General features: G+C 58.3%; 30 protein-coding genes and 1 other RNA gene. 11 read left to right on the top strand and 20 right to left on the bottom strand.

Translation table 11 applies throughout. The features are described from left to right. Nucleotides 1–29: 29 nt before the first annotated feature. The 3 genes from murB to D1159_RS11640 all read right to left on the bottom strand — a co-directional run bounded on the left by murB (nt 30) and on the right by D1159_RS11640 (nt 2,044). Nucleotides 30–947 (bottom strand): UDP-N-acetylmuramate dehydrogenase, encoded by a 918-nt coding sequence (gene murB / locus D1159_RS11650; RefSeq protein ID WP_161845830.1) that lies wholly within the window; start codon nt 945–947, stop codon nt 30–32. A 121-nt stretch (nt 948–1,068) separates the two neighbouring features. Beyond that, nucleotides 1,069–1,536 (bottom strand): macro domain-containing protein, encoded by a 468-nt coding sequence (locus D1159_RS11645; protein WP_161845829.1) that lies wholly within the window; start codon nt 1,534–1,536, stop codon nt 1,069–1,071. 4 nt (nt 1,537–1,540) lie between these two features. Beyond that, on the bottom strand, nt 1,541–2,044 hold the full coding sequence (locus D1159_RS11640) for a pyridoxamine 5'-phosphate oxidase family protein (RefSeq protein ID WP_161845828.1): 504 nt from the start codon (nt 2,042–2,044) through the stop codon (nt 1,541–1,543). Nucleotides 2,045–2,232: 188 nt separating this feature from the next. On the opposite strand from D1159_RS11640, the gene D1159_RS11635 reads away from it, so the two are divergent. The 6 genes from D1159_RS11635 (at nt 2,233) to D1159_RS11610 (ending at nt 6,234) form a co-directional block, all read left to right on the top strand. After that, nucleotides 2,233–2,601 carry a metalloregulator ArsR/SmtB family transcription factor gene (locus D1159_RS11635; protein WP_161845827.1) on the top strand — a complete coding sequence of 123 codons (369 nt, stop codon included), beginning with the start codon at nt 2,233–2,235 and terminating at the stop codon, nt 2,599–2,601. A 55-nt stretch (nt 2,602–2,656) separates the two neighbouring features. Then, nucleotides 2,657–2,875: a cation transporter gene (locus D1159_RS11630; RefSeq protein WP_161845826.1), complete on the top strand. Its 219-nt coding sequence runs from the start codon at nt 2,657–2,659 to the stop codon at nt 2,873–2,875. A 150-nt stretch (nt 2,876–3,025) separates the two neighbouring features. Beyond that, entirely contained in the window at nt 3,026–4,897 is a 1,872-nt protein-coding gene (locus D1159_RS11625) for a heavy metal translocating P-type ATPase (protein ID WP_161845825.1), read from the top strand. A gap of 73 nt (nt 4,898–4,970) precedes the next feature. Further along, complete coding sequence (locus D1159_RS11620) at nt 4,971–5,531, top strand: isoprenylcysteine carboxylmethyltransferase family protein (RefSeq protein ID WP_243152261.1); 561 nt, start codon at nt 4,971–4,973, stop codon at nt 5,529–5,531. Between the two features lie 33 nt (nt 5,532–5,564). Continuing rightward, nucleotides 5,565–5,926, top strand: an RNA gene (rnpB, locus tag D1159_RS11615) — RNase P RNA component class A. Between the two features lie 77 nt (nt 5,927–6,003). Then, nucleotides 6,004–6,234 (top strand): SAM-dependent methyltransferase, encoded by a 231-nt coding sequence (locus D1159_RS11610; RefSeq protein ID WP_161845824.1) that lies wholly within the window; start codon nt 6,004–6,006, stop codon nt 6,232–6,234. 30 nt (nt 6,235–6,264) lie between these two features. Here the strand turns inward: D1159_RS11610 and D1159_RS19690 are convergent, their stop codons facing one another. After that, nucleotides 6,265–6,468: a hypothetical protein gene (locus tag D1159_RS19690; protein WP_243152260.1), complete on the bottom strand. Its 204-nt coding sequence runs from the start codon at nt 6,466–6,468 to the stop codon at nt 6,265–6,267. Here D1159_RS19690 and D1159_RS11600 point away from each other — a divergent pair, their 5' ends adjacent. Further along, nucleotides 6,469–6,654 carry a hypothetical protein gene (locus tag D1159_RS11600; RefSeq protein WP_161845823.1) on the top strand — a complete coding sequence of 62 codons (186 nt, stop codon included), beginning with the start codon at nt 6,469–6,471 and terminating at the stop codon, nt 6,652–6,654. It abuts the gene before it with no gap. Between the two features lie 332 nt (nt 6,655–6,986). Here the strand turns inward: D1159_RS11600 and D1159_RS11595 are convergent, their stop codons facing one another. The 11 genes from D1159_RS11595 to ruvC all read right to left on the bottom strand — a co-directional run bounded on the left by D1159_RS11595 (nt 6,987) and on the right by ruvC (nt 15,531). Continuing rightward, nucleotides 6,987–7,715: a YebC/PmpR family DNA-binding transcriptional regulator gene (locus D1159_RS11595; protein WP_161845822.1), complete on the bottom strand. Its 729-nt coding sequence runs from the start codon at nt 7,713–7,715 to the stop codon at nt 6,987–6,989. 113 nt (nt 7,716–7,828) lie between these two features. After that, entirely contained in the window at nt 7,829–8,626 is a 798-nt protein-coding gene (locus D1159_RS11590) for a Nif3-like dinuclear metal center hexameric protein (protein ID WP_161845821.1), read from the bottom strand. Then, entirely contained in the window at nt 8,623–9,336 is a 714-nt protein-coding gene (locus D1159_RS11585) for a class I SAM-dependent methyltransferase (RefSeq protein WP_347563682.1), read from the bottom strand. The genes D1159_RS11590 and D1159_RS11585 overlap by 4 nt, the downstream gene beginning before the upstream one ends. A gap of 186 nt (nt 9,337–9,522) precedes the next feature. Then, the gene (locus tag D1159_RS11580) at nt 9,523–9,732 is read right to left on the bottom strand and encodes a DUF1858 domain-containing protein (RefSeq protein WP_161845819.1); all 210 of its coding nucleotides are present in this window, start codon (nt 9,730–9,732) and stop codon (nt 9,523–9,525) included. A 170-nt stretch (nt 9,733–9,902) separates the two neighbouring features. Continuing rightward, nucleotides 9,903–10,181 carry a zinc-ribbon domain containing protein gene (locus D1159_RS11575; RefSeq protein ID WP_161845818.1) on the bottom strand — a complete coding sequence of 93 codons (279 nt, stop codon included), beginning with the start codon at nt 10,179–10,181 and terminating at the stop codon, nt 9,903–9,905. A 76-nt stretch (nt 10,182–10,257) separates the two neighbouring features. After that, complete coding sequence (locus D1159_RS11570; RefSeq protein ID WP_161845817.1) at nt 10,258–10,893, bottom strand: sigma-70 family RNA polymerase sigma factor; 636 nt, start codon at nt 10,891–10,893, stop codon at nt 10,258–10,260. A gap of 84 nt (nt 10,894–10,977) precedes the next feature. Next, a complete protein-coding gene (gene glmM, locus D1159_RS11565) occupies nt 10,978–12,333 on the bottom strand; it encodes a phosphoglucosamine mutase (protein WP_161845816.1) in 1,356 nt (451 codons plus the stop codon). Between the two features lie 33 nt (nt 12,334–12,366). Then, nucleotides 12,367–13,119, bottom strand: a complete 753-nt coding sequence (locus tag D1159_RS11560) for an AAA family ATPase (protein ID WP_161845815.1) — start codon at nt 13,117–13,119, stop codon at nt 12,367–12,369. Next, nucleotides 13,116–14,183 carry a Holliday junction branch migration DNA helicase RuvB gene (gene ruvB, locus D1159_RS11555; protein ID WP_161845814.1) on the bottom strand — a complete coding sequence of 356 codons (1,068 nt, stop codon included), beginning with the start codon at nt 14,181–14,183 and terminating at the stop codon, nt 13,116–13,118. The genes D1159_RS11560 and ruvB overlap by 4 nt, the downstream gene beginning before the upstream one ends. Nucleotides 14,184–14,352: 169 nt before the next feature. Beyond that, nucleotides 14,353–14,955, bottom strand: a complete 603-nt coding sequence (gene ruvA, locus D1159_RS11550; protein WP_161845813.1) for a Holliday junction branch migration protein RuvA — start codon at nt 14,953–14,955, stop codon at nt 14,353–14,355. 42 nt (nt 14,956–14,997) lie between these two features. Continuing rightward, nucleotides 14,998–15,531, bottom strand: coding sequence for a crossover junction endodeoxyribonuclease RuvC (ruvC, locus tag D1159_RS11545; RefSeq protein ID WP_161845812.1), 534 nt, complete (start codon nt 15,529–15,531; stop codon nt 14,998–15,000). A gap of 245 nt (nt 15,532–15,776) precedes the next feature. Here ruvC and D1159_RS11540 point away from each other — a divergent pair, with 245 nt between their 5' ends. Next, nucleotides 15,777–16,640 (top strand): NAD(P)-dependent oxidoreductase, encoded by an 864-nt coding sequence (locus D1159_RS11540; protein WP_161845811.1) that lies wholly within the window; start codon nt 15,777–15,779, stop codon nt 16,638–16,640. 68 nt (nt 16,641–16,708) lie between these two features. Here D1159_RS11540 and D1159_RS11535 read toward each other — a convergent pair whose 3' ends face one another. From D1159_RS11535 to D1159_RS11520, 4 genes are all read right to left on the bottom strand, one after another. Continuing rightward, complete coding sequence (locus tag D1159_RS11535; protein WP_161845810.1) at nt 16,709–17,110, bottom strand: GNAT family N-acetyltransferase; 402 nt, start codon at nt 17,108–17,110, stop codon at nt 16,709–16,711. Nucleotides 17,111–17,124: 14 nt separating this feature from the next. Then, a complete protein-coding gene (locus D1159_RS11530) occupies nt 17,125–19,938 on the bottom strand; it encodes a DNA translocase FtsK (protein WP_161845809.1) in 2,814 nt (937 codons plus the stop codon). A 79-nt stretch (nt 19,939–20,017) separates the two neighbouring features. Further along, nucleotides 20,018–20,878 (bottom strand): undecaprenyl-diphosphate phosphatase, encoded by an 861-nt coding sequence (locus tag D1159_RS11525; RefSeq protein WP_161845847.1) that lies wholly within the window; start codon nt 20,876–20,878, stop codon nt 20,018–20,020. Between the two features lie 203 nt (nt 20,879–21,081). Then, nucleotides 21,082–21,795, bottom strand: coding sequence for an ATP-dependent Clp protease proteolytic subunit (locus tag D1159_RS11520; RefSeq protein ID WP_161845808.1), 714 nt, complete (start codon nt 21,793–21,795; stop codon nt 21,082–21,084). Between the two features lie 355 nt (nt 21,796–22,150). Between D1159_RS11520 and D1159_RS11515 the strand changes: the two genes are divergently transcribed. The 3 genes from D1159_RS11515 (at nt 22,151) to D1159_RS11505 (ending at nt 25,608) form a co-directional block, all read left to right on the top strand. Then, nucleotides 22,151–22,711: a biotin transporter BioY gene (locus tag D1159_RS11515; RefSeq protein ID WP_243152259.1), complete on the top strand. Its 561-nt coding sequence runs from the start codon at nt 22,151–22,153 to the stop codon at nt 22,709–22,711. Nucleotides 22,712–22,958: 247 nt separating this feature from the next. After that, nucleotides 22,959–24,248: a glutamine-hydrolyzing GMP synthase gene (gene guaA, locus D1159_RS11510; protein ID WP_161845807.1), complete on the top strand. Its 1,290-nt coding sequence runs from the start codon at nt 22,959–22,961 to the stop codon at nt 24,246–24,248. A gap of 157 nt (nt 24,249–24,405) precedes the next feature. Then, entirely contained in the window at nt 24,406–25,608 is a 1,203-nt protein-coding gene (locus D1159_RS11505) for a site-specific integrase (protein WP_161845806.1), read from the top strand. 348 nt (nt 25,609–25,956) lie between these two features. On the opposite strand, the gene D1159_RS11500 is transcribed toward D1159_RS11505, so the two are convergent. Continuing rightward, nucleotides 25,957–26,244 carry a hypothetical protein gene (locus tag D1159_RS11500; protein WP_161845805.1) on the bottom strand — a complete coding sequence of 96 codons (288 nt, stop codon included), beginning with the start codon at nt 26,242–26,244 and terminating at the stop codon, nt 25,957–25,959. Nucleotides 26,245–26,433 lie beyond the last annotated feature (189 nt).

Genomic DNA, 26,433 nt, shown 5'->3' with positions numbered 1-26,433 from the left:
CTCATCCCTCCGCTCCAGCCAGGCTGCGCTTAGAAGCCCAGCAGGCGTATCTCCAGTTCCAGCGCCACGCCTGTCTTTTGCAGGACGGTCTCGCGAATCCGCTCTGTCAGACGGAGAATGTCGCCGCTGGTGGCCCCACCCCGGTTGATCACGAAGCCCGCATGTTTTTCCGACACCTGGGCGCCTCCCACGCTGGCTCCCTTCAGTCCGCAGGACTCAATCAGCGCGGCTGCGAAGTGGCCTGACGGCCGCTTGAAGGTACTCCCCGCGCTTGGGTACCCCAGCGGCTGTTTCTCCCGCCGGCGGGCTGCTAAATCCTCCATTTTGGCCCGAATCTCTCCCGGCTCCCCCGGCTTCAGCGCCAATCCGGCCCGGAGAATCAGCCGTTCGCCGCCGGAAAAGGCGCTGCGGCGGTACTGAAAATCACAGTCCGCCCTAGGAATCGTCTCCATCTCCCCTGTAGGCGTCAAATAAGTCACATGCTCCACCACCTGGCACAGCTCTCCGCCATACGCGCCGGCATTCATGGTAATTCCGCCCCCCAGACTGCCGGGGATACCGTGGGCGAACTCCAGCCCGGTCAGCCCCCGCTCCAGCGCGAAATTAGCAATACGGGAGAGCAGGCATCCGCTCCCTACCTCAATCTTTTCCGGCCCGCCGGCCTCCATTCGCTCCAACCCCCGGACACTTTTGATGAGAAATACCTCCACGCCCTGGTCTGCTACCAGCAGATTGGATCCGTTTCCCATAAAAAAGGGGGTAATTCCGAGCGCGGCGGCGGCCTTTATCCCGGCAGCCGCCTCCTCCTCCGTCTTGGGCAGGGCCATAAGGCGGACGGGACCTCCGGTCTGAAATGAGGTATGCCGGGCCATAGGCTCCCTTTCCCGCAGCTCCAGTACCGGACAAGTTTGACGCAGCTGAGCTGCCAGTGCGGAAAAAGTGTCCATGTGATAACCCCCTGAATCTCCCACAGCCTGTAGGTTCCAAAATCTTGATTGGTTTATTATAACAGATCGATCTCTAAATTAGAATACGTCCCCAGGATTTCTCTGCTGAATCCGCGCAGTTTTACCGGTCGTAGACATACACAGGCACCCCGTGGGCGCACAGCGCCCTTTGGAGAATGGGCTCCACTTCCTCCCACCGACCGCCGGCCAGACCGCAGCCAATGCGGGGCATGTGGACGCTGGCACCCATACCCACAGCCTCCCGGGCCACTGCAGCCATACAGGTCTCCAGTGCGTCATACCGGATGGGGGGCACCCCGCCGATGGGCTGGATGTCCCGCTGGGCGATGAGATTGGCCACCGTGATCTCCTCACTAACCCGCACCAGCTGCACCCGGCCCAGGGCAAATTCTGTTCCGTCCCGGTACCAGGCCCGGTACTGCCGCTCCGGTTCCGTCCACCGGCGGGAGAGCTCCAGGACAAACCCCTTTCCCCAGCCGCCGATGTCGTTGCAGACATGGGCGATCATCTTCTGCCCCGCCCCTGCCGGAGCAGTGGCGTCTCCCTTTAAATAGTGAATCTGCTCCATGTTCTCACCCCATTGCCCCATATTTCAGCTCTGTTCCGTCTGCGGCATACTTCTTCCGCTTGGCTGTAATCTCGTCCATATGGATACGGAACAAGGCGGTGCGGCCAAAGCTGCCTGCCGCCGCCTTCTCAAACCGCTCCCCCATCTGCTGGGGACCGCAGTACTTTGCGCAGAAAATCCGCAGCGCCTCCAGCCGGTCTTGATTTTCCGTCAGTTCCTCCGCCGTCCCCCGCACCACGGCACTTTCAAACTCAGTGGTATACCGCTCGGGGATCACATGAGTATCCCCTACGGCGGTGACGCACACCTTTGGATGCACCCGCAGGCACTGGGCCTTCTCCCCCTCTGGGGCGCTGTGGAGGTAGAGCCACTCCCCCTGACGTGCCATATTGATAGGGATGCAGTAAGGCGCCCCGTCCAAACCCGTCATGGCCAGGGTCATCCACTCCGCTTTATCCAACACCATCAGGGCAAACTCCTGTCCCATCTCTCTGTCTTTTCTGCGCATCTGTCCTGCCTCCCCTGTCTTCCCGTCGTCCCAATCCGGTCTTTCCTAAAAATTCCTCGCGGAACTCCTATTACTATACTCCACCACGGATTTTTTTGCAAATTTTTCTCCGCCCCCTTGACAAGTCCGCCCCAGCGTGTATAATAACATATGAACAATAGCTCATATAAGAAAAAGGGAGGGATCCTATGTCTGGAAACCGCGGCGGCGATGTGGAGCAGTGCGACTATATCCACGTTCATGAGGACATTGTGGCCCAGGTCAACCAAAATATGCCCGATGAAGAGATTCTATACGACCTGGCAGAGCTCTTCAAAATTTTTGGCGACTCCACCCGCATCAAGATCCTGTACGTACTTTTTGAGTCGGAGATGTGTGTGTGCGACATCGCCAATCTGCTGGGCATGACCCAGTCCGCCATCTCCCACCAGCTTCGGGCTCTCAAGCAGAGCAAGCTGGTCAAGTACCGCCGGGAGGGCAAGACGGTTTTTTATTCCCTGGCGGACACCCATGTGCGCACCATCCTGGACCAGGGCATGGAGCACGTGGCCGAGTAAGCCCTCCCCTATCCCCAATCAAGCTTCAAAATACAACTGTAAAGGAGATTTTGACATGAAAAAGCACTTCAAACTGGTGGATCTGGACTGCGCCAACTGTGCCGCCAAAATGGAGACCGCCATCAACCGCATCGACGGCGTGAACAGCGCCACTGTCAGCTTTCTCTCCCAGAAGCTCACCCTGGATGCCGACAGCGACCGCTTTGACAGCATTTTAAAAGAGGTGGTTAAAGTCTGCAAGAAGGTGGAGCCGGACTGCGTTATTCAGCTCTAAGAATCTATATTCAGGTTGCCTTCAACCGGTATGAATACAGGTTCTAAGCGCGGCACGAAAACCGGGCGGTGGCCAAGCCGCCCGGTTTCCACCCCTCTATTTTCTATATTTCCCCTTATTTAATAGATTTTTCAAGGAGGTAGGTCTGGAATGAACGGAACACAGAAGAGGATGCTTGGGCGCATTCTTCTCAGCGGTCTGCTGTTGATTGTCTCTGCTCTGCTGCCGGTGGAGGGTCTGGCACGGTTTCTCATCTTTCTGGTCCCCTATTTTACCGTGGGATGGGATGTACTGTGGCGCGCCCTGCGCAACATTGCCCGCGGCCAGGTATTTGACGAAAACTTTTTAATGGCTCTGGCCACCGTGGGCGCCCTGGCCATTGGCGACTATCCAGAGGCTGTCTTTGTCATGCTCTTCTACCAGATAGGTGAGCTTTTCCAGTCCTTTGCCGTGGGGAAATCCCGGCAGTCTATCGCCGCCCTGATGGATATCCGCCCTGACTTCGCCAATCTGGAGCGGGACGGCGGCGTGGAGGAGGTAGACCCCGAGGACGTAGCGGCAGGCAGCGTCATTCTGGTCAAGCCCGGCGAACGGGTGCCCTTGGACGGCGTTGTCCTGGAGGGATGCTCCACCCTGAACACCGCCGCTCTCACCGGAGAATCCCTCCCCCGGGAGATCGCCCCCGGCGGCGAGATTGTCAGCGGCTGCATCAACCTCACCAGCCCCCTCCGGGTGAAGGTGACGAAACCCTTCGGCGAATCCACTGTGGCCCGCATTCTGGAGCTGGTGGAGAATGCCTCCAGCCGGAAAGCCAAATCAGAGGCTTTTATTACCAAATTCGCCCGCTACTATACCCCTATTGTGGTCATCGCCGCGGCGCTGCTGGCTTTGATCCCGCCTCTCTTCTTCCATGGGCAGTGGGCTGACTGGCTGAGCCGGGCCTGCTCCTTTTTAGTCATCTCCTGCCCCTGCGCCCTGGTGATCTCTGTACCTCTGGCCTTTTTCGGCGGCATCGGCGGGGCCTCCAAGGCGGGCATCCTCATCAAGGGAGGCAGCTATCTGGAGGCGCTGGCCAGCACGGAGCTGGTCGTCTTTGATAAGACCGGGACCCTTACCCAGGGTACCTTCCAGGTCACCGCTATTCACCCAAAAGACCGCCAACCGGAAGACCTTTTGGAGCTGACCGCGCTGGCGGAGTGCTGGTCTGACCACCCCATCTCCCGCTCTATCAAAGAGGCTTATCAAAAGCAGCTTGACCCCAGCCGGGTCTCCGATGTGGAGGAGCGCTCCGGCCGTGGGGTCCGGGCCAAGGTGGATGGGCATATCGTCTGCGCCGGCAATGACAAGCTGATGGAGGAGGCCGGCGCCGGCTGGCGCCCCTGTGAGGAGACCGGCACTACCATCCATGTGGCAATAGACGGCGTCTACGCCGGCCACATCGTCATCTCCGACAGGATAAAACCAGACGCTCCACAAGCTATCTCCGCCTTGAAATCGTCTGGCGTCCGCAGGACGGTGATGCTTACCGGGGACACCAAAGCTGTGGGCGAGGCGGTGGCCCGCCAGCTGGGCTTGGACGAGGTCTACACTCAGCTCCTCCCCGCCGGCAAAGTCAGCCGCGTGGAGGAACTGATGGCCCAGAAGTCCCCAAAAGGCGCTCTGGCCTTTGTGGGAGACGGCATCAACGACGCGCCGGTCCTGGCCAGGGCCGATATCGGCATTGCTATGGGGGCTCTGGGCTCCGACGCCGCCATTGAAGCCGCCGACGTGGTTTTGATGGACGACAAGCCCTCCAAGCTGGCCGACGCCATCCGCATCGCCCGAAAAACCCTTGCTATTGTGCGTCAGAACATCGTCTTCGCCTTGGCCGTCAAGCTGCTGGTTCTCCTTTTGGGCGCCTTCGGCGTGGCCAATATGTGGGAGGCTGTCTTTGCCGACGTGGGGGTTTCCGTCATCGCCATTCTCAACTCCATGCGCGCCCTGAAGCAGGTCCCCTGCTCCCAGGCAAAGGGCGCCTCCTGACACATGCCGGACGGGACAGGTTCCGCGAAAGAAGGTGGACGGTTTGTTGTTTCAAATCGGTGGAATTTTTATATTGCTGGCCTTTTATGGCTGCTATTTCCTCAAAATGCTCTCCCAGCACAGAAACGGGATACAGACCAGCCAAATTGGAAGAAAAAAGCAGGGCCTGGCCCGGTTTATTGAGATCGCCATGTCCCTTGCCGCAACGGCAGTTCCTATTTTGGAGCTTGCCAGCCTCATCCGAAATACCCCGTCCCTGCCGCTGTGGGCGAGAATCGCCGGACTCTGCGCTGGGCTGGCGGGGACGGCAGTCTTCCTCCTCTCGACGGCTGCTATGGGGGACAGCTGGCGGGCGGGGGTCCCCCAGGCCGGTGAAACCCGGCTCATTACAAATGGGATCTATCAATTCAGCCGCAATCCGGCCTTTCTCGGGTTTGATCTGGTCTATCTCGGTATGTTTCTCCTGTTCTCCGGTTGGATTCTATTGGCACTGTCCGCCTTGACCGCCCTTTTGTTCCATTTACAGATTGTAACCGTGGAGGAGCCCTTTTTGACCCGTGCCTTCGGCGGCAGCTATATCGCCTATCGGAATCAGGTACACAGATATTTGGGCCGCACCCGACGCAATATTTGACAACCGCCCCGCTTTGGGGTATAATCTCTTCTGCAAGTAAGCTGGACAGCCGCGCGGGCGGGGCGAAAGGCCTGTCTGTGAGGAAAGTCCGGGCTCCGCAGGGCAAGGATAACGGGTAACACCCGCCGGGGGCGACCCTAGGAAAAGTGCAACAGAAATAGACTGCCCCCGTTCCCTGTCGAGGGAAGGGGGGCGATGGTGGAAAGGCGAGGTAAGAGCTCACCCGATGGCTGGGAACAGTCCATCGCTGTAAACTCTATCCGGAGCAACGCCGTGGAGGGACATGCAGCCGGCCCGGCTGTCCCGAGGAGGCGGCTGGAGCGTACCGGCAACGGTGCGTCGAGATAGATGGCTGTCTTAAATGACAGAACCCGGCTTACAGGCTTACTTGCCCATACAAGGCGTCTAAAGCTCACCGCTTTAGACGCCTTTTACATCTAAATTTTGCTCCAAATGGAATGTGGCGTTTTTTATGGATACGATCCAGTGTTTTTCCGGTCTGGCCCAGATCTACGCCCAGGCCAGGCCGGGCTGTCCCGACCACCTGATGGACTGGCTTTTTGCTCCCGGCCGGCTCGCCGCTGGCCAGCGGGTAGCCGACATTGGTGCGGGAACCGGTCTGTTTTCCCAGGCTCTGCTGGAGCGAGGCGCCCAGGTCTGGGCGGTAGAGCCCAATGGAGATATGGCCCAGGAGGCCAGGTAGTTCCTGGCCCCCTATCCCGGCGCTGAGATCTTAACCGGCACTGCTGAGGCCACCGGCCTCCCCGATCACAGTGCGGACCATGTCACCGCCGCTCAGTCCTTCCACTGGTTTGATCCAGACGGCTTTCAGCGGGAGTGCCGCCGCATTCTCCGCCTTAGTGGTAAGGTCTTTCTCCTCTGGAATGTCCGCCAGGAGGAGCACCCATTCACTACCTAGATAAAGGAGGTTTTCCAAGTGCTCTGCCCCCGGTTTCAGGGATTTTCCGGCGGACTGGCCCACCGGCTGGGCGGCATTGACCGCTTTTTCAGCGGTCAGGAAGAGACGATTTCCCTCCCCCACCCCCTCTTCTATAATCGGGAGGGCTTCCTCCACCGCTGCCTGTCCGGCTCCTGCGCCCCCCGGCCCAGCGAGAGCAACTAGGTCCTGTTTGAAAATTGTCAACACGCCCAAACGGCGGCTCTTTTTCCGCCATACTTTTCCGATTTTCCTTGAAATACATCCAGTATTCCTGCGTCAAATCGGCTTTGTCTGACGAAAAAATATCTCACCGCTGAGCATATTGCCATTTTTCAAACAAGGCCTATTCCGAATTTCTCCGCCGGATCGGCGCCCTCTTCCAGCGTTGCAGCGGAACGGCTGGGTCGCCATACCAAATAATACCGCCGTCTACTGGGGCCACCTCGTCCCCTGACGGTAAAGGGGCCGGAATGCATCGCATTCCGGCCCTTCATGCTGTTATAAATCCGGGACACTTACTCCTGGTCCCAGTTATGCCAGACGTTCTGAACGTCCTCGTTATCCTCCAGCAGGTCGATGAGCTTTTCCATATTCTTGAGGTCGCCCTCGTCCGTCAGCTTTACATAGTTCTGGGGCACCATCTGCACCGCAGCTTCCAGGAAGCTGTAGCCCTTTTCCTCCAGCTTGGACAGCACCTCGCCGAAGGCGTCCGGGGTAGTGTAGACCTCAAAGACCTCTTCCTCCGCCTGCATATCGTCGGCGCCGCAGTCCAGGGCGTCCATCATAACGGTGTCCTCGTCCAGGTCCTCCCGCTCAATGACAATCACGCCCTTCCGGTCAAAGGACCAGGACACACAGCCTGTGGCCCCCAGGCCCTTACCGTACTTGTCCAGCAGGTGGCGCACCTCGGGCGCAGTCCGGTTGCGGTTGTCGGTGAGCGCCTCTACGATGACGGCCACGCCGTTGGGGCCGTATCCCTCATACACCACGTTCTCAAAGCTGTCGGTGTTGCCTGCCCCCAGGGCCTTGTCAATGGTGCGCTTAATGTTGTCATTTGGCATATTGGCGGCCTTGGCCTTGGCGATGACCGTGGCCAGGCGGGAGTTATTGGCAGGGTCACCGCTGCCGCCCTGCTTCACCGCCACAATCATCTCACGGGCGATCTTGGTAAAAATTTGGGACCGCTTCGCGTCCGCCGCACCCTTGGTCTTCTGAATATTATGCCACTTGGAATGTCCTGACATTGGATTCGTCCCCTTCTGTTATCTAAATAGGCGAAAATATGATATCATAAAGTTCACAACGGCGCAACCCCTTATCCGTGCCAGACAGGCGCGCTGTATTGATTCAACTCTTCTTACAGGTAGGAAAAGACCTCCTCATGGCGCTTGGACTGCGCTATCTCCAGCTTAGGGAAGGCCGCGCTCAGCCACTTCACCAGCACGGGGCAGACCACATTTTCCGTGGGATAGTGCCCCGCGTCGATGAGATTGAGTCCCATGGCCTTGGCGTCCAAAAAGCTGTGATACTTCACATCTGAGGTAACAAAGGTGTCGCAGCCCATGCGGAATGCATCGGACAGCATATCGCCGCAGGCACCGCCCCCCACGGCCACCCGGCGCACAGGGCGGCGGGCGTCCACATAGCGCACCCCATTAGCCCCCAGGGCCTCCTTTACCTGCTGGGCAAAAGCGGGGGCATACATCCCCGTACCCTCCCAGACGCCCACACGGCCAATCCCATAGGGCCGGCCCAGGTGGTCCGTGCCGTCCTGCTTCAGCTGCTCCGTCTGGACCAGTCCCAGCCGCTGGGCCAGGGCGTCATTCACCCCGCCCGCCACCGCGTCCAGATTGGTGTGGGCACAGATTGCGGCGATCCTCCGTTCCGCCAGAGTCAGCAGAACCCGCCCCACCGGATCTGTGTCGGTGACGCGGTGGACGGGCTGGAAGATCACCGGGTGGTGGGCCACGATCAGCTCCGCCCCCCAGGTCTCCGCCTCCTCTGCCACGATCTCGGTGATATCCAGGGCCACCAGTACCTTTGTCACCGCCTGATCCCCCCTGCCCACCAGAAAACCGGCATTGTCGAAGTCCATCTGTAGGGAAAAGGGGGCTACCTCGTCCAAATGCCGGTAGATATCCGTTACGGTTGTCATGTCTCCAGCTCCTTTTTCATCTCGTTCAACCCCTGATATACTTCTTCCAGCTCCTGCCGCCGGGGGAGATCCTCCGGCTTGGCGGACCGCCGGATCCCTTCCAGCGCTCGTTCCACCCGCAGCAGCAGGTGTTCCAGCAGTACAGGACGCAGGGGATCCCCCCGCCCGTGCTCCTGCCGGCCGGCCCAGCGCTCCGCCGGGGTCAGGGACTCCATTGCCCCCGGCGCTGCCAAAATTACGGTATAGAGGGTTTTCCCCTCCTGGCACAGCCGCTCCGCCTTTATGCAGAACCCATGCGCTTCCAGCCAGCCCCGCAGCTCCGGCAGGCCGCTCATGGGCTGGAGAATCAGCCGCCGGGGCGGTGTACGCACCCAGGGAGCCGCCGCCAGAATAGCCGCAATGGTCTCCCCCCCCATACCGGCGATGGCTACCGTTCCGGCCTCCTCCGGCGCGATCCCCGCCAGCCCGTCGCACAGGCGGAAGGACATCCGGTCCGCCACCCCATACCGCCGGGCTGTGTCCATGGCCCGCTCCAGGGGGCCTTTCCGCAGGTCGGAGGCCACCGCCGCCGGAATCCTCCCCTGCTGGATGAGATAGGTAGGCAAATAGGCATGATCCGTGCCAACGTCCACAAAGCCCCCGCCCTCCGGTACCAGGCCGGCCACCGTCTGAAGTCGCGGGGACAGCTCTACCCTCCGCAATGCTGTCACCTCCCTATGTATATAGTCAAAGCACTCGAAAACCGGTAACGTTTGGCGGCCAAAATGCAGCGTGGACGATGTTGTCATTTTCGCTGCGCCGTATTTTCCCCGCCTCCCTTTACCGATTCTCAGGCGTATTGACGATATCAAAAAGGAGCGGCGGTACGCCGCTCCTTTTTGACTCAGCAAGTTTCTTTACTTGCTATGCTTCGCAATCTCTTCATTGAGGGCGTTCAGCAGCGCCTCTACATTGACGCCGTGGACCATGCAGGCCTCCTCCACGGTTTCCCCCCGGGAAGAGGGGCAGCCCAGGCAATGCATGCCGATAGACATGAACAAAGGTGCGGTTTCGGGGGCGATATCAAGGATCTCGCCAATAATGGTATCTTTAGTAATCTGAACCATTGGGATAGACCTCCAATTCTAGGATAACCGTAGTATATCCGATTTCCTCCTCTTTTGCAAGATGAGACTGGCCTTTCCAGAAACTTTAACGTCCTTGAATGTGTCACAAAATAAGAAAAAGAGACGCCCAAGCGGGCGTCTCCTTTTGCAGTCGCTGTGCTGAGAGATGCTTAGTGCTCCTCACGCATACGGGCGAAGCAATCGCTGCAGTACACGGGGCGGTCGGACTTGGGCTCGAAGGGCACCCGGGCCTCGCCGCCGCAGGCAGCACAGGTGGCGGTGAAGTACTCGCGGGGACCGCGGGAAGCGGCCTTGCGGGCGTCACGGCAGCTCTTGCAGCGCTGGGGCTCGTTCTGGAAGCCGCGCTCCGCATAGAACTCCTGCTCACCGGCGGTGAACACGAACTCCTGGCCACACTCTTTGCATACCAAAGTCTTGTCTTCGTACATGATAAATACCCTCTCTTTGACTTGTTGCCCAGGTCCGGAATAAACCGTAATGTGCTGGGTCAGTGATATATTGCGCTCAGCTTTCGCTGACATCGCCGGATAATTGGTGCCGCGCCAGCTTGCGACGGATGCGCTGTACGGCGTTGTCCACCGATTTCGGGGACCGTCTTACCTCAACGGCAATTTCTGAATAGGACAGCCCATTCAGATAAAGCCGGAGAATTTTTGCTTCGAAACCGGATAACTGGCCTTTCAGCACATTCATACGCTCACGGACTTCCTCCCGGTCAATCACAGCATCTTCCGGGTTCTCCAGACAACGGCAGCCCGTACCGCAGGTATCGTGGATGGTATAACCGTCAAAAAGCGGGGTTTCGAAAGAGATATAGTTATTTAAAGGAGCGTGCTTATCTCTTGATGCAGTCTGAATCGCGGAGAGCAGGCGGTTACGGATACAGACTTCCGCAAACGTGCGGAAGGAGGCGGCCTTGCCGCCGTCATACTCCCGTATCGCCATAAGCAGTCCCAGCATTCCCTCCTGGATGAGGTCCTCACTGTCCCCTCCCGCCAGAAAATAGGGCCGGGCAAAGGCGCGCACCACCCGGTTATACCGCAACGCCAGCTGCTCTTCTGCCTCCCGGTCTCCATTTAACGCCCAAGTACACAGAATTTCGTCTGTGGGTTCTTCCTTAATCGGGAGAAAAGATTTCATCTGTGCTCTCCTTGCCCTCTATTATACGCAGGAAATAGGTGTCTTGTCAAGTATTTATGCAAAATATTTATACAAGGTCAAAAATTATCCCAGCTTTTTTATCACATCCGCCAATTTTTCAGCGTGTGTCATGGCCGCTTCCTGGGTTTTTGCCTCTACCATCACCCGAAGCAGAGCTTCTGTCCCTGATGGGCGGACTAAAATACGTCCCTCGCCGGACAGAGCGGCCTCCTGGGCAGAAATGGCGGTCTGGAGGGCGGGGGCCTCCATAATCTCCTCTTTTTTCTCCTTGCTGGCCACTGGCAGGTTAATAAGCACCTGGGGATACCGCTTACAGTCCGCTACCAGCTCCGAAGCCCTCTTTCCGGAGCGGTGGAGTACCTGGAGGAACTGGAGGGAGGTGAGCTCCCCGTCGCCGGTGGTGGCGTAACGGCGGAAAATCGTGTGGCCGGACTGCTCTCCGCCGATGACATAGTCCCCCTCCAGCATCTGCTCCAGCACATTTCGATCTCCCACCGGCGTACACAGCAGCTTTATTCCGTGCTCTTCGGCGAACCGGTGCAGGCCCAGATTGCTCATCACCGTCCCCACCAGCGTGCTGCCCTTCAGCTCTCCCCTGGCCTGGAGGTCCAACGCGCAGGCCGCCATGATCTGGTCGCCGTCGATGTCCTCACCCCGCTCATCCACCGCCAGGAAGCGGTCGGCATCCCCGTCGTAAGCTAGGCCCAGATCGTATCCTCCGGCGCGCACCCGCTCCTTCAGCTCTTCCATATGGGTGGAGCCGCACTTGTCGTTAATATTGACCCCGTTGGGCCGGGCGTGGATGATGTCCGTCTGGAGCTTGGGAAAACGGGCAAACAGACCTGGTGCGGTGGCGGAGGCCGCGCCATTTGCGCAGTCCACCAGAATACGCAGGCCGGCAAAATCCGTGTCCACCGTGGCAGCCAGGTGATCCAGATAGGCTCTGGTTTCCGCCTCTCCCACGGGGATCACCCGCCCCAAATCTCCATGGGTTTTCAGAGGCACCTGACAGCCTGAAAGAATGATCGCTTCAATCTCCAGCTCCAGTGCGTCCCGCAGCTTATAGCCCTGGCTGTTGAAGATTTTGATGCCGTTGTGCTCAAAAGGATTGTGGGACGCGGAGATCACAATGCCTGCATCCGCCCCGCTGTCCACCGTCAGGAAGGCCACCGCCGGCGTGGGCACCACCCCCAGCTGGAGCACATCCGCTCCCGCCGAGCACAGTCCGGCGGTGAGCGCGTGTTCCAGCAGGTCGGAGGAGATGCGGGTGTCCTTGCCGATGGCCACCCGCGGGTGCTGCTTCCCCTTGTCCCGCCCCAGCACCACCGCCGCCGCCAGGCCCACCTGATAGGCCAGCTGGGCGTCCAGACCGGCATTGACCACACCGCGGATTCCATCTGTTCCAAATAGCTTTCCCATAGTTACAATCCTTCCTATGTCATGATATAAGCGTTATTCCTCCGCCCAGCCGCCGTCAAAGAGATACTGGAGCATTTTCTCCGGATTTTCCAGAAACCGCCGGGTCAAGCAGTAGTACTCTGTCTCCTTATAATTTACCCGGCGGACGCCCTCACTGGAGAGCTGGTAAATACACGCCCCTGGGTAGGCCCTGAGAATGGGCGAATGGGTGGCAATGATAAACTGGCTGTCCGCCTGGACCAGCAGGCGGCTCTGCCCCATCAGCGTCAGCAGGCGGCTGGGGGACAAGGCGGCCTCCGGCTCATCCAGCAGATACAGGCCCTTTCCCCAAAAACGGTTCTGTACCAGGGCCAAAAAGCTCTCCCCATGGGACTGCTTGTGGAGGGAGATCCCGCCGTAGCCCGCCAGGAGCTCCCCGCTTCCCTCGTCCAGGTCATCGATATTAGAAGCTACATTATAAAAGCTCTCTGCCCGGAGGAAGAAGCCGTCCTTTGGGTAGCGGGTACGGGAGAGCGTCAGGTGCCGGCACAGCTCGGAATGAGTGGCCCGGATGGAAAAATTGAAATTCCGGCCACCTCCCTCGGCGTTGAAGCCGTACCCCACAGCAATCGCCTCCAGCAGCGTGGACTTTCCCGTCCCATTTTCCCCCACCAAAAAGGTCACCGGGGCGTCAAACTCCAGCCGCCCCCCTTCCAGCAGGTACCGCACCGCTGGGAGGCCGTTGAGATAGGAGTCCGGCTCCGGCCGGGAGCTGGCAAAGACCGCCCGGATATAGCCCGGAGTCATAGGGACAGCTGGTCCAGGCCGCCGTTTGCCAGACCGACTGGGACGTGCAGGCCCAGATGCTCATAGGCTCTCCGGGTGACGCAGCGGCCCCGGGGGGTACGGGTGAGAAAGCCCATCTGCATCAGATAGGGCTCGTAGACATCCTCCAGAGTGACCGCCTCCTCGTTAATAGTAGCGGCCAAGGTCTCCAGGCCCACCGGACCGCCGCCGTAGTGCTCAATAATGCTGGACAGCATCCGCCGGTCGATGGCGTCCAGGCCCAGAAAGTCCACCTCCAAAGCGGTGAGGGCCTGGTCGGCCACGTTCTGGGTGATCACCCCGCCCGCCCGCACCTGGGCGAAGTCCCGCACCCGTCGGAGCATCCGGTTGGCGATGCGTGGCGTACCCCGGCTCCGCCGGGCGATCTCCATGGCCCCCGCCTCCTCAATCGGCACATTGAGAATGCCTGCTGAGCGGGAGACAATAAGGCTCAGCTCCTGGGGGGTGTACAGCTCCAGACGCAGGGTCACGCCAAACCGGTCCCGCAGGGGGGCGGACAGCTGGCCCGCCCGGGTGGTAGCCCCAATCAAAGTGAACTTGGGCAGATCCAGCCGGATGGAGTTGGCCGAGGGGCCCTTGCCGATGATGATATCAATGGCGAAGTCCTCCATGGCGGGATACAGGATCTCCTCCACCGAGCGGTTAAGCCGGTGGATCTCGTCTACAAAGAGGATGTCGTTCTCGTTCAGGTTGGTCAGCAGCGCAGCCAGATCCCCCGGTTTTTCAATGGCCGGGCCGGAGGTGATGCGGATATGCACCCCCATCTCATTGGCGATGATGTTGGACAGGGTGGTCTTGCCCAGCCCCGGCGGGCCGTGAAGGAGCACGTGGTCCAGAGGCTCCCCCCGCATCTTCGCCGCCTGGATGAAGATCTCCAGGTTTTCCTTGGCCTTCTTCTGGCCGATGTACTCGGACAGCGCCTTGGGGCGCAGAGAGTACTCCCCCTCGTCCTCTCGGGTCAGCGAGGTGGTCACCAGAGGTTCCTCTGTCTCAAAGCCGCCGTCGGCGGAAAAATCAATGCTCAAGCACTCACATCCTTTGCCTCTGAGGGCTCAGATTTCCAGACCTTGTTTGAAACATAACTTCAGCCTGTCGAAAAAGTATTTTTGCCAGACTGGACACTGGTTTGTTTGGATGCAAAAGGAACCCCTGAAACCTTCAGATTTTGCGTTTTTTGACACGCTGATTTCTCTCTTATTTTACCATTTTCTTCAGCGCCTGTTTGATGATCTGCTCCAGGGCCAGGGCTTCCACGTCGATTCCCTTTAATGCCTGGGCCACCTCCCCAGTGCTGTACCCCAGCACCGCCAACGCTGCGGCGGCTTCGCTGGACTTGTTCTGGGGGATCACCGTCACGCCGGTGCCTCCATAGCTCTCCCCTTTGGCGGCAATCTGGCCCTTGGCCAGTTTATCCTTCAATTCCAAAATAATCCGCTGGGCAATCTTCTTCCCGATGCCCTGGGCCACCGTGAGGGCCTTTTCGTCCCCGGTGATGATGCTCATGGCCAGCCCCTCCGGCGTGGTGGCGGACAGGATGGACAGCGCCGCCTTGGGCCCCACCCCGGACACCCCGATGAGCAGCCGGAAGCAGTTCAGCTCGTCCTCGGTGGCAAAGCCGTAGAGCTCAAAAATCTCCTCCCGGACGTAGAGATGGGTGAACAGCTTTCCCTTCTGCCCCACCGTCAGGCGGGAGATACTCTGATTGGTGGTACGGCAGGCATAGCCCACGCCGCCGCAGTCGATCACGGCCAGATAGGGCTCCACATGGGCCACTGTGCCGCTGAGATAGTAAAACATTCCGTCTGCTCCTTCTTACGCTTCTACAGAAAGCCCCATGTACTACCGGCGGCGGGCCGCCCACCGGCCGCTGCCGGGCTGGGCCGAGTCGTAGAGACTCAGCTTGGAATGGCTGGACCGGGCGTGACACAGGGCCACCGCCACCGCGTCAGCGGCGTCATCCGGCTTGGGCACCTGCTTCAGCTGGAGCAGCCGCCGGGTCATATCCATTACCTGCCGCTTCTCCGCCTTGCCGTATCCCACCACCGCCTGCTTGATCTGGGAGGGGGTGTACTCAAACACCGGTACCCCGGCCCGCTCCGCCGCCACCAAAATCACCCCTCTGGCCTGGGCCACAGCGATGCCGGTGGTTACGTTGCTGTTAAAAAACAGCTCCTCCACCGCCATGGCGTCGGGGCTGAACTGGCCAATCAGCGTCCCCATGTCGTCTGCGATCTGCCGAAGCCGGACCGGCAGGGGCAAACCCGCTTGGGTGGTGATGGCCCCGCACTGGATCAGCCGCTGTCCCCCCCGCCCCGTCTCCACAATTCCAAAGCCCACAATGGCAAAGCCCGGGTCTATTCCCAAGATAGTCAAAACGCGCCCCCCGCTCCATGCGGCGTTCCCCGCAGATATCCGTACGCTGTGTATTGTAGCACATCTGTTTCCAAATAGAAAGCGCTTTTCGCGCCTTTTGACACAGAGGAATCCTACGCTTCTTGTAGCCCTCGTTCAGGTATGCTAAAATAGCCATAACGCTGTTGGGGCTTGCCGCAGGCTTTCCAGTGATGCCGGTAATCCGCAAAATGCGTTGTATTTTTAACGGAAAGGGACGTGTTATAATGGACAAGCTCGCATGGATTGGCGCAGGGGTAATGGGGCGGCCTATGGCGGCCCATCTGGCGGCGGCCGGCTATCCCGTGGCGGTTTACACCCGCCGGTTTGAGACTTTGGCCGGCGCGGAGGATCAGGGGCTGCTCCCCTGTGCCACCATTGCCCAGGCGGTGGAGGGCGCAAAATATGTCTTCGTCATGGTGGGCTATCCCCAGGACGTGGAGGAGGTCTTCACCGGCCCGGAGGGCATCTTCCGCCATGCCGCCCCGGGCACACTGTGCATTGATATGACCACCTCTTCCCCCGCCCTGGCGGAGAAGCTGTCCGCCCTGGGGGCGGAGCGGGGCATCCGGGTAATGGACGCCCCCGTCTCCGGCGGGGACAGCGGCGCCAGGAACGCCACCCTCTCCATTATGGCCGGCGGCAGCCCCGCCGACTTTGAGCAGGCTCTCCCCCTCTTCCGGCTTCTGGGAAAGAGCGTCCACCATATGGGCCCTGCCGGCTCCGGACAGCACACCAAGGCCGCCAACCAGATCGCCGTGGCCGGCGCCACCGCCGCCTATACTGAGGCCCTGGTCTATGCCCAGTCCGCCGGGCTGGACCCCCAGGCCATGCTGGACGCCATTGGCGGCGGCGCCGCGGGGAGCTGGCAGATCGCCAACATGGCCCCCCGGGTCCTCAAGGGCGATCTGGCCCCCGGCTTTTTTATCAAGCACTTCATCAAGGACATGAAGATCATCCAGACCGAGTGCGCCCAGCGGGGCGTCACCCTGGAGATGCTCAACACGGTCTGCGGGCTCTATGAGTCCCTGGCCCAGCAGGGCCTTGCCGACGAAGGCACCCAGGCCCTCATTCGGTACTACCAGTCTTAGAGCTGACGAAACATTGGTACATAAAACGGCATGGTCTCACTGACCATGCCGTTTTTGCGGCACTGCCTTCAATCCTCCCACTCCTTCAGGAAGTAGCTGCGGCTATAGGGGCCGGAATAGGGCTCCACCCGGGCGAAGCACCGGAAGCCCAGCCTGGGGTAGTAGTCCAGCGCTTGGAAGGAGAACGTGTCCAGCTCCATCCGCCGCGCCCCCAGGATTCTGCCCCGGGTCTCCGCCTCTTCCAGAAGGCGGCGGCCCAAGCCCTGCTTTCGGTAGGGCTCCGCCACCCAGAGCAGCTCCACATAGATACAATCCACCAGCAACCGGGCAACGATGCCGGCCACTACCGCTCCTTCTTCCCTCACACAGAGGGACAGATCTTGTACCTGCCCCAGAAACGGGGCGTTATAGGCCCGCAAGCCGTCACAGATTTCCTGCTTTTCCTTCTCTCCGCAGGGGAGCCACTCCATAACATCCTCCTATGTCAATCGTCAAGGTCAAAGGGGGGCGGTCCCTGATCGACGGCGTCCCGCTCAAACTCCAGCTCATCCGGGACGGGACCGCCGGAGCCCTCTGCCGGGCCCGCTCCGGGGGACATGGACTGCCTGTACTGCATCTCCTGCCACTGGGCCTTGGAGATGAGCACCTGCCGGGGCTTGGATCCCTCAAAGGGGCCCACCACGCCCTTCTCCTCCATCTGATCCACCAGCCGGGCCGCCCGGGAGTAGCCCAGCTTCAGCCGGCGCTGGAGCATGGACACCGAGGCCATGCCGGTCTCCACCACCACCTCAATGGCGTTGGGGAGCAGCTCGTCGTAGTCGTCCTCGTCGGCGCAGACCGCCTCTCCCCCGCCCTTGCTTCCCTTCTCTTTGGCGGCGGCGTTCTGCTCGATCTCGTGCAGAACCTCCTCGTCATACTCCGCGGTGCCGCTGCGCTTGACATACTCCACCACTCTGGCCACCTCCTCGTCGGAGATAAAGCAGCCCTGCACCCGCTGGGGCTTGCCGGAGCCCAGGGGGAAATAGAGCATGTCCCCCCGGCCCACCAGCTTTTCCGCGCCGGTGGTGTCCAAAATAATGCGGGAGTCCAGCGAGGACTGCACCGCGAAGGCGATCCGGCTGGGAATATTAGCCTTCATCAGGCCGGTGATCACGTCCGCGGAGGGCCGCTGGGTGGCGATGATCAGGTGCATTCCCGAGGCGCGGCCCATCTGGGCCACCCGGCAGATAGACTCCTCCACCTCTTTCGCCGCCACCAGCATCAGATCGGCCAGCTCGTCAATGACCACCACCACCGAGGGCATCTTCTTCAGCCCCTCCGTCCGCGCGGCCAAGGCGTTATAGGACTTCAGGTCCCGCACCCCCACCTCCGCAAAGGCACGGTAGCGCTTCATCATCTCCGTCACCGCCCACTGGAGCGCACCCGCCGCTTTCTTGGGGTCGGTGACCACCGGGATGAGCAGGTGGGGAATTCCATTATAGATCCCCAGCTCTACCATCTTGGGGTCCACCATAATGAGGCGGACCTCTTCCGGGGAGGATTTATAGAGCAGAGAGATAATCAGAGAGTTTGTACACACCGATTTACCGGATCCGGTGGTGCCGGCGATGAGCAGATGGGGCAGCTTGCCGATATCGCACACCACACAGCGGTTACTGATGTCCTTCCCCACGGCGAAAGCCACCTTGGATGGATGCTCCCGGAAGGATTTGGAGTCGATCACATCCCGTATCCCCACCGGCGCCACCAGACGGTTAGGCACCTCAATGCCCACCATGGAGATCTTGTCCGGAATGGGGGCGATACGCACTCCCGTGGCTCCCAAGGCCAGGGCGATGTCGTCAGTGAGATTGGTCAGCTTGTTCATCCGTACGCCCTGGGCCAGCTCCAGCTCATACCGGGTCACCGACGGCCCCCGCACCGCGTCCACAATGGCGGCGTCAATGCCGAAGGACCGGATGGTATCCGCCAGACGGATCTGGTTGGCCCGCAACTCTCCCGCCACGTCGCTGGCAGACACGCTGCCGCTCTCCTTCAACAAATCGGCGGTTGGATATTGGTAGTATGGCTCCACTCCTTCCGCCATGCTCCGTTCGATGTCCCGGCCCACCTCGACGGCCTGGTCCGCCCCGTCCGGCTTGGGGGTGGGCCTGCGCACCGCCGGCTCCCGCTCAATCACCGGCACCGGCGCAGGCGTCTCACGCCGGCTCTCCGGCACGGGGAGCAGATCCGGGCCGGCGGCACTCTCCCGCCGGAAGAGGCCGAAAGCCGGCTTTTCCGGCTCCGGCGGAATACCCACGGCCTCCTCCTGTGGAGCCACATCCTCCAAAACAGGGGCGGCCTCCTCCGCTTTCCCAGGAAATTGAATCAGGTTGTCCGCCCCGTCCGCCTGGGGCTCCTCCTGGACAGGCTCCGGCTTGGCGATAACCGGTACGTTTGGCTCCGGCGGCTGGGAACTGCCGCCGGTCAGAATTTGGTCTGGAGCCGGCACCGATGGCTTCCGGTTAAAAAATTTCTCCTTTTTCGCAGCAGGAGGCTCTGCCTTCGGGGTCTGCTCTACCAGGGGACCCTCGTCCACAGGTATGTCAATGGCCTTGCGCCGCTCTCTTGCAGGGGCGGGCGCAGACGGCGGGACAGGACGCTCCTTGGTCCGCCGGGGGGGCAGCTCCTCTTCCTCATACTCCGGCCGGCTGCGCAGGTAGTCTACCACATCCACTACCGTCACATTGGCGGCGGTCAGCCCCAGCAGTGCGCCGGTGAGCACAAAAATGATCCCCGCTCCCAGCCGGCTGAAAGCCGCCGCGAAGGAGAAGGCGAGAAACCCGCTGACCGCGCCGCCGCTGTGAAGCGCCCTTCCTTCCGTCCACAGATTCTGAAACAGCTGCACATTCCAGTCGTACTCTCCCCCCGCGAACAGAAGGTGGAGCAGCGCCCCTGCCGCTACCGGGAGCAGCAGTGTACACCACAGGCGCAGGCACACCGGTCGGCCGCGGTGGAAGACCAAAATCATGCTGGCCGCCAGCAAAGCGGGCGGCAGCAGGTAGAATCCATAGCCGATGAGCCCCTTTACCCCATTGCAGAAAAAGTCGATGAACAGAGCCTTGACGTTGAAATACCCCAGAGCGGAGAAGATGGCCAGCAGCAGACAGACCAGTGCCCCCACGCCCCGCCGGATGGGCTTCTGGGCCGGCTGGCTCCTTCGGCCTGCGCCGCCGGCGCGTGCGCGGCTGCCTCCGCCGCCCCGGGCGCTGGAGGAAGTCCGTTTTCCGCTGTTGCTCTTCTTCTGTGCAGTGGCCATGGAAGTCATCCTTTCCTGGGGGCAGACCGATCTGTCCCACAGATATCTGTCAGTTTTCGGTAATTTTGCGCGTTACATTTTATTTTGTAAGGAGCGGAACGATAATCCCCGCAATCAGCGAACCCAGTCCCACCACCCAGCAGTAGTAGGAGAACATGCCGAACTTTCCCTGGTCCGACAGGATATTGACCAGCCGTATGGCGAAGTAGCCCACCAGGGCGGAGACCACAATTCCCACAATGTAGGTGGGTACGGGAATGGCCGCGGCGGTTTCGCTTCCGATGGCCTCCGCCAGCTCCAGGATGTTGGCGCCCACTACCGCCGGCAGGGACATCAAAAAGGAGAAGCGCACCGCGAATTTTCGCTCAAACCCCTGGAACAGTCCGGTGGAGATAGTGATGCCGGAGCGGGAAATGCCGGGAATGGTGCCAATGGCCTGGGCGCAGCCCACAATCAGCGCATCTGCCACCGTGGCCGTCTTGGCGTTCTTCCGCCCCTTCGCCATACGGTCGGAGAAGAACAGCAGAAAGCCGGTGATCATCAGAGCGATGGACACCATGATGCTGCTGGAGAAAATCTGCTCCATCCACCCCTTGATAGGTACGATAAACACCAGCGGTACCGTAGCCACCACGATCAGCAGCACCATGCGGCGGGCGGGCGGCATTTTTTTCTCCCCTCTCCCCTTCCCTGCAATGGCCGCGATGCCCAGGAAAAACTCCCGAATCATATCCAGAATGTCTTTCCAATAGTAGACGCACACAGAGATTAAGGTGCCGAAATGGAGCAGCACGGTAAAGAGCATATGGTTTTCCTCCACATTCTCCATACCAAAGAAGGTTTGAAACAAAACCAGATGGCCGGAACTGGAGATAGGCAAAAATTCCGCTATCCCCTGGATGATCCCCATTAAGATAGATTCTATCAAGCTCACTTGCATTCCCTCCATGCCTTTCCCGCTTTTTGATCCATAGCGTCTGCCACGCTATTTTATTATAATATCATAGCTTTAAAAATATTTCCATTGTTTTCTCTTATACCCCTCTATCCTTTCTCGCCGCCCCATATCCCCGCCTTGTTCCCCCGCTGCACCCCCATAAAAACAGGCCGGGACTGGCGGTGTTTTCGCCCAGTCCCGGCCTGTTATTTGTCGGTGCTGTCCGTCTTCTCTTCTTTTCCCTTCTTTTGCTGGTCTATCATTTGGTGCAGGCAATCCAGGGCGTCGCTGAGGCCGCCGATATGGTCGATGAGTCCCACCGCCACCGCCTCTTCCCCGTAGATCACGCTGCCCACGTCTGCGGCAAGCTCCCCTGTTTGCAGCATGAGCTTGGTAAAGGTCTCCCGCTCTATGTTGCTGTTCCTTGTGACGAACTGAAGAATACGCTCCTGAATGCGGGTAAAATAGTGAAAGGTCTGGGACACGCCAATGACCGTTCCGTTGATCCGCACCGGATGGATGGTCATGGCGGCAGAGGGGGCAATGAAGGAGGTCTTAGCCGCCACCGCCAGGGGCACCCCAATGGAGTGCCCGCCTCCCAGCACCAGAGACACTGTAGGCTTTTTCATACCGGAGATGAGCTCCGCGATGGCCAGGCCCGCCTCAATGTCTCCCCCCACCGTGTTGAGCAGCACCAGCAGGCCGTCTACCTCCTCCCCCTCCTCTACCGCCGCCAGCAGCGGCATCACATGCTCATACTTCGTGGTCTTTGTGGAGGGATCCAGCATCTGATGGCCTTCAATCTGCCCCACAATAGTCATGGTGTGGATGGTCCCCCGCTGGGTGTGGATCACCGCCGAGCCCAGCTCCCGGATATCTTGCCGCTGAGCCTCGCACTGCCCCTGTTTCTCGTCTTCCATGTCCCCGCCTCCTGTTCAGAAATTTAAGACTGGAGTCTGTCTGAAAACCTGCGTAATGACCAAGTAGGAAAAAACTTTTCGTCTGACAAGCAGTTTTTTGCAAGGCAAGGCGGAGGACGCCGTTGGGCCGGCGCCCGCCAAAGACGGCAACGACGCCACGTGGAACCCCTGCCTGGAGACAAATGCTAGTTTCTGACTTGGTGGAGTACTAGTTTCTCCCCGAACCCCCGATTCTATCCCGGTCTGACCCCGTCTCTCACAATCGTAAACTAATTTTATATTTTAGTTGACAATCAAGGAAAACCATGGTACAGTTCCAGTTGTCAATTTTTCCGTTTCAGGAGGAGGTTTTTTTATGGATACCACCACAAAACGCACACCCCAGCGGATGAGAACAAAGGATATGGCCTATATTGCCATGTTTTCCGCACTCATCGCCATCTGTGCCTGGATTTCTGTCCCGGCGGCCGTGCCCTTTACCATGCAGACTTTCGGGGTATTCGCCGCTGTAGGCATTCTGGGCGGCAGGCGGGGCACATTATCCATTCTGGTCTATATTCTCTTGGGGGCGGTGGGACTTCCGGTCTTCTCCGGGTTCCGCGGCGGCCCCGGCGTCCTTCTGGGCACCACCGGGGGATACATCGCGGGCTTTCTTTGTTCTGCCCTGCTTCTATGGGCCCTGGAGCGGTTTTGGCGGGACAGAATGTGGCTCCTTCTCTTGGCCATGTTTCTGGGCATGGCAGTTTGCTATCTGTTCGGGACCTTCTGGTACATGCTGGTATACAGCAGCAGCACCGGCCCGGTGGGTATCCTCACCGTTCTGGCCCGGTGCGTGTTCCCCTTCCTGGTGCCGGACGCGCTGAAGATCTCCCTGGCCGCCGCCCTTAGCCACCGGCTGAGAAAATCGATCTCTTAGAAGCTGTACCAACGGCCTCAACACAAATCTTTGCGGGACAAAACTGCCGGCGGTATTCAAAAATCTTGAAATCCAACCAGGAATCCTGCGATTTTTCGCCTTGCCGCCGGCAGTTTTGTCCCGCAAAGCGATATGTCTTGGCGAACGGTACAGCTTCTCAATCTCCCCTGTTTCGGGGAAAGCACTTGCGATCCCTCCCCTCCTTGTGATAGGATAACTGCACAATCATAATTTAGGAGGGACTGCGATGAAGCAGGACATGATTCTGATTCTGGACCTGGGCAGTGAGGAAAATCCCCGCCTAGCCCGGGAGATCCGCGCCCTTGGCGTTTACAGCGAAATTTACCCCCACGATATCACGGCGGAGGAGCTGGCCGCCCTGCCCAACGTAAAGGGCATCATTCTCAACGGAGGGCCCAACCGGGTGGTGGGTGGCCAGGAGATCGACGTGTCCAAGGAGATCTATAACATTCCCGTCCCTGTGCTTTTGGCCGACCATAAGGGGGACAGGCCTTGGCCCGCCGATCCAGACGCCCGCAGGGAGGCCCTGTCCAACTTTGTCTTCGGCCTCTGCGGCGCCCAGGCCAACTGGAATATGGACCACTTCATCGCCGACCAAGTAGAGCTCATCCGCCGCCAAGTGGGGGACAAAAAGGTTTTGCTGGCCCTCAGCGGCGGGGTAGACTCCTCTGTGGTGGCCGCCCTGCTCATCAAGGCCATCGGCAAGCAGCTCACCTGCGTCCATGTCAACCATGGCCTGCTGCGCCAGGGAGAGCCGGAACAGGTGGTTGAGGTATTCCGCAACCAGATGGACGCCAACTTGATTTACGTAGACGCCGCAGAGCGCTTTTTGGACAAACTGGCCGGTGTGGACAACCCGGAACGCAAGCGCAAAATTATCGGCACCGAGTTTATCCGGGTCTTTGAGGAGGAAGCCCGCAAGCTGGAGGGCATCCGCTTCCTGGCCCAAGGCACCATCTATCCCGACATTATTGAGAGCGGCACTAAAACGGTCAAGGCCGTAAAAAGCCACCACAATGTGGGCGGACTCCCCGATGATTTGGATTTTGAGCTGGTGGAGCCGCTGAAAATGCTCTTCAAGGACGAAGTTCGGGCCTGCGGCACGGCGTTGGGGCTCCCCGACTCCATGGTGTACCGGCAGCCCTTCCCCGGCCCTGGTCTGGGGGTGCGCTGTCTGGGCGCCATCACCCGGGATCGGCTGGAGGCTGTCCGGGCCTCTGACACCATCCTTCGGGAGGAGTTCGCTAACCATGGACTTCAGGGCAGGGTGTGGCAATATTTCACTGTTATCCCAGACCTGAAAAGTGTGGGCGTCCGGGACAATAAGCGCGCCGATGAGTGGTGTGTTATCCTCCGCGCTGTCAACACCGTGGATGCCATGACCGCTACCATTGAGGAACTCCCCTTCCCTCTTCTCCAGAAAATCACTGCCCGCATTACCAGCGAGGTCAAAGGCGTAAACCGCGTTCTTTACGATCTTACGCCGAAGCCAACTGGGACGATAGAGTGGGAGTAGTATTTTCAGAAACTAGCAAAAATCAAGACCCGCAAACCGTTGAAAATCAAGGGTTTGCGGGCTCGCCATTTTTGGAGCGAGTATTGACTTTGCGGAACATATGCGGTACAATCGGGGCGTGAAATGCGGAACAATTCAAGCCTAGGAGGTATGACGGATGAAGTACACCGCTGTTAGTGTTCGGCAATTAGACCGCAAGGGCAAGCCGTGGCAAGCAAGGGCAAAATACAAAGATACACAAGGGAAGTGGAAAGAACTTAGTAAAATGTTGCCAGACGCAAAGGGCAAGAGAGAAGCGCAACGGATAGCAAAAGAGTGGTTAGACGCTCTTAATGCAGAAGCCGATTTAATGCCAAATGCAGGAAAGGCTAGTACAGTAGATAAAACCTTTATAGAATATCTAAAGCACCAGCTAGACACAGGAGAAATAGAAAGAAGCACTTATAGCAATAGCATACACTCATACAACAAGTATATAAAGCCGTATTTAGGAGATTATATATTTGCAACGGTTGATAATACCGTTATTAACAGTTGGCTAACAAAGCTATATAACTTAGGACTATCACAAAATACAATACATACAACATATGCAAGACTGAAAAAAGTATATAACTACTTCTATAATAACGGTGAATTGTTAAAAGACCCATTCAAAGGCGTAAAAATGCCGAAAAAGGGAGATGTAAAAGTAACACACTTGACAAATGAACAGATGGACAATGTTTTAGAAGCTGTCTATTTGGACTTTGAGCCGCAAGACCCTATGTATGTAGGAATACTGTTAGCCTTTTACGCCGGGTTAAGGCGTGGGGAAATTTGCGGGTTAAGATGGAATGATATAGACTTTAATAGGCACACTATACGGGTTAGGTCAGCAGTAGGAGTAAGTGAGGGAAAAGGATTAGGAGATTACACTAAAAATCCTAAAAATAAGAGTTCTACTAGAACTTTTCCAATGTTGCCGCAATTAGAGCAAGCACTAAAGGAGCGGAAAGCACTTATAGGCCCACAAGATAATTGGTTTGTTGTAGGTGAAGAAGAACAATTTATGCGCCCACAACAGTATAACCGCCTATTTAGTGAATTTGTAGATAGAAATAATCTAGTTGATGCCTACGGAAAAAAGATAGTGCCGCATGGATTAAGACACAATTTTGCTACTGTTGGTATTCGTGCTGGAATGGATATTGCAAGTTTAGCCCTTATGATGGGACACGCAAGCAGAGCAATGACATTAGATACCTATGGGGACGCTAACGCAGACGCTTTAAGCCTTGCAAGTGTTAAGCTAACAGACACATTCAAGGAAAATACTTCCTATTGGGAAGATAGACAAGAAAGCGATAAGGGAGAGTAAGAAAGCGATTGCAATACGGAACAAGGGGGAACGGCCTAGCCGCTCCCCCTCTTTTTTGCTACCGCCGCCGCTAGGCCGCTTGTAAGGGCCGCTAGGCGGCTTTTGCGGTGGGGTATTGCCTAGGGACTTGAAACGCTCCTAGGGCCTTCTATGGGCCTTGTAGGGCGTTCTATGCTATCAGCCGCCGAACAAGGCCACCGCCGCCAGTAGCTACCAGCCGCCGAGTGTGTCCCGCTCCCGCTCGATGGAGCCGACTGCGCCGCCGTTGGCGGCTTGTCGGCCCTTGCGCCCGCTCCGCTGGGCGTGATAAGGAAAGCGGGGGCGGCTTGCGCCGCTCCCGCTTGATTGTTATTTCTTCTTTAGGGCCGCTTGCAATTCGGCAAGGGTATCTTTCATCATGTTTGCCTTTTTGCTTGTTCCCTTTGGGGCAAGGTCAGGGAAGTATTTACGGGCGAAAGCGTTTCTAATATCGATATAGGTTGCTTTGCGCTTAATGGGTTTTCCGTCCTTGTCCTTTGTGTCAACTTCTGTTTTGATGGTATCAATCAGCCATTGAATATCTTCATTTCCCTGCTCCATGACATATTCCTTGATAAAGTCCATCTTAATTTCCTTTAAGGTTTTCGGCGTGTCCATTGTTTATTCCCCTTTCAGATATTGTTTATTATTTTATTGCTTGATTGTCTTGTATTATAGCGGCTAGTTTTCTATTTGTCAATAGTAAAATTCAAAGACGGCTAGTGGTGTTAATACTAGCCGCCTTATATTTATCTTATTTTGTATGTAAATGTTTCAAATTCTCCATTTTCGCAAGGAAGATAAATA

Origin of the sequence: Pseudoflavonifractor sp. 524-17, assembly GCF_009935845.1 — a bacterium.
In the GTDB taxonomy this organism is placed as follows: Bacteria; Bacillota; Clostridia; order Oscillospirales; family Oscillospiraceae; genus Pseudoflavonifractor_A.
Note: the sequence above shows the minus strand (reverse complement) of the source record. Positions and strands in the feature narration are given on the sequence as shown.

What these genes read in the sequence shown, in the direction of transcription:
- murB (WP_161845830.1), bottom strand. Translation starts at nt 947, where the DNA reads ATGGACACTTTTTCCGCACTGGCAGCTCAGCTGCGTCAAACTTGTCCG.
- D1159_RS11645 (WP_161845829.1), bottom strand. Translation starts at nt 1,536, where the DNA reads ATGGAGCAGATTCACTATTTAAAGGGAGACGCCACTGCTCCGGCAGGG.
- D1159_RS11640 (WP_161845828.1), bottom strand. Translation starts at nt 2,044, where the DNA reads ATGCGCAGAAAAGACAGAGAGATGGGACAGGAGTTTGCCCTGATGGTG.
- D1159_RS11635 (WP_161845827.1), top strand. Translation starts at nt 2,233, where the DNA reads ATGTCTGGAAACCGCGGCGGCGATGTGGAGCAGTGCGACTATATCCAC.
- D1159_RS11630 (WP_161845826.1), top strand. Translation starts at nt 2,657, where the DNA reads ATGAAAAAGCACTTCAAACTGGTGGATCTGGACTGCGCCAACTGTGCC.
- D1159_RS11625 (WP_161845825.1), top strand. Translation starts at nt 3,026, where the DNA reads ATGAACGGAACACAGAAGAGGATGCTTGGGCGCATTCTTCTCAGCGGT.
- D1159_RS11610 (WP_161845824.1), top strand. Translation starts at nt 6,004, where the DNA reads ATGGATACGATCCAGTGTTTTTCCGGTCTGGCCCAGATCTACGCCCAG.
- D1159_RS11595 (WP_161845822.1), bottom strand. Translation starts at nt 7,715, where the DNA reads ATGTCAGGACATTCCAAGTGGCATAATATTCAGAAGACCAAGGGTGCG.
- D1159_RS11590 (WP_161845821.1), bottom strand. Translation starts at nt 8,626, where the DNA reads ATGACAACCGTAACGGATATCTACCGGCATTTGGACGAGGTAGCCCCC.
- D1159_RS11580 (WP_161845819.1), bottom strand. Translation starts at nt 9,732, where the DNA reads ATGGTTCAGATTACTAAAGATACCATTATTGGCGAGATCCTTGATATC.
- D1159_RS11575 (WP_161845818.1), bottom strand. Translation starts at nt 10,181, where the DNA reads ATGTACGAAGACAAGACTTTGGTATGCAAAGAGTGTGGCCAGGAGTTC.
- D1159_RS11570 (WP_161845817.1), bottom strand. Translation starts at nt 10,893, where the DNA reads ATGAAATCTTTTCTCCCGATTAAGGAAGAACCCACAGACGAAATTCTG.
- glmM (WP_161845816.1), bottom strand. Translation starts at nt 12,333, where the DNA reads ATGGGAAAGCTATTTGGAACAGATGGAATCCGCGGTGTGGTCAATGCC.
- D1159_RS11560 (WP_161845815.1), bottom strand. Translation starts at nt 13,119, where the DNA reads ATGACTCCGGGCTATATCCGGGCGGTCTTTGCCAGCTCCCGGCCGGAG.
- ruvA (WP_161845813.1), bottom strand. Translation starts at nt 14,955, where the DNA reads ATGTTTTACTATCTCAGCGGCACAGTGGCCCATGTGGAGCCCTATCTG.
- D1159_RS11540 (WP_161845811.1), top strand. Translation starts at nt 15,777, where the DNA reads ATGGACAAGCTCGCATGGATTGGCGCAGGGGTAATGGGGCGGCCTATG.
- D1159_RS11535 (WP_161845810.1), bottom strand. Translation starts at nt 17,110, where the DNA reads ATGGAGTGGCTCCCCTGCGGAGAGAAGGAAAAGCAGGAAATCTGTGAC.
- D1159_RS11530 (WP_161845809.1), bottom strand. Translation starts at nt 19,938, where the DNA reads ATGGCCACTGCACAGAAGAAGAGCAACAGCGGAAAACGGACTTCCTCC.
- D1159_RS11525 (WP_161845847.1), bottom strand. Translation starts at nt 20,878, where the DNA reads ATGCAAGTGAGCTTGATAGAATCTATCTTAATGGGGATCATCCAGGGG.
- D1159_RS11520 (WP_161845808.1), bottom strand. Translation starts at nt 21,795, where the DNA reads ATGGAAGACGAGAAACAGGGGCAGTGCGAGGCTCAGCGGCAAGATATC.
- D1159_RS11515 (WP_243152259.1), top strand. Translation starts at nt 22,151, where the DNA reads ATGGATACCACCACAAAACGCACACCCCAGCGGATGAGAACAAAGGAT.
- guaA (WP_161845807.1), top strand. Translation starts at nt 22,959, where the DNA reads ATGAAGCAGGACATGATTCTGATTCTGGACCTGGGCAGTGAGGAAAAT.
- D1159_RS11505 (WP_161845806.1), top strand. Translation starts at nt 24,406, where the DNA reads ATGAAGTACACCGCTGTTAGTGTTCGGCAATTAGACCGCAAGGGCAAG.
- D1159_RS11500 (WP_161845805.1), bottom strand. Translation starts at nt 26,244, where the DNA reads ATGGACACGCCGAAAACCTTAAAGGAAATTAAGATGGACTTTATCAAG.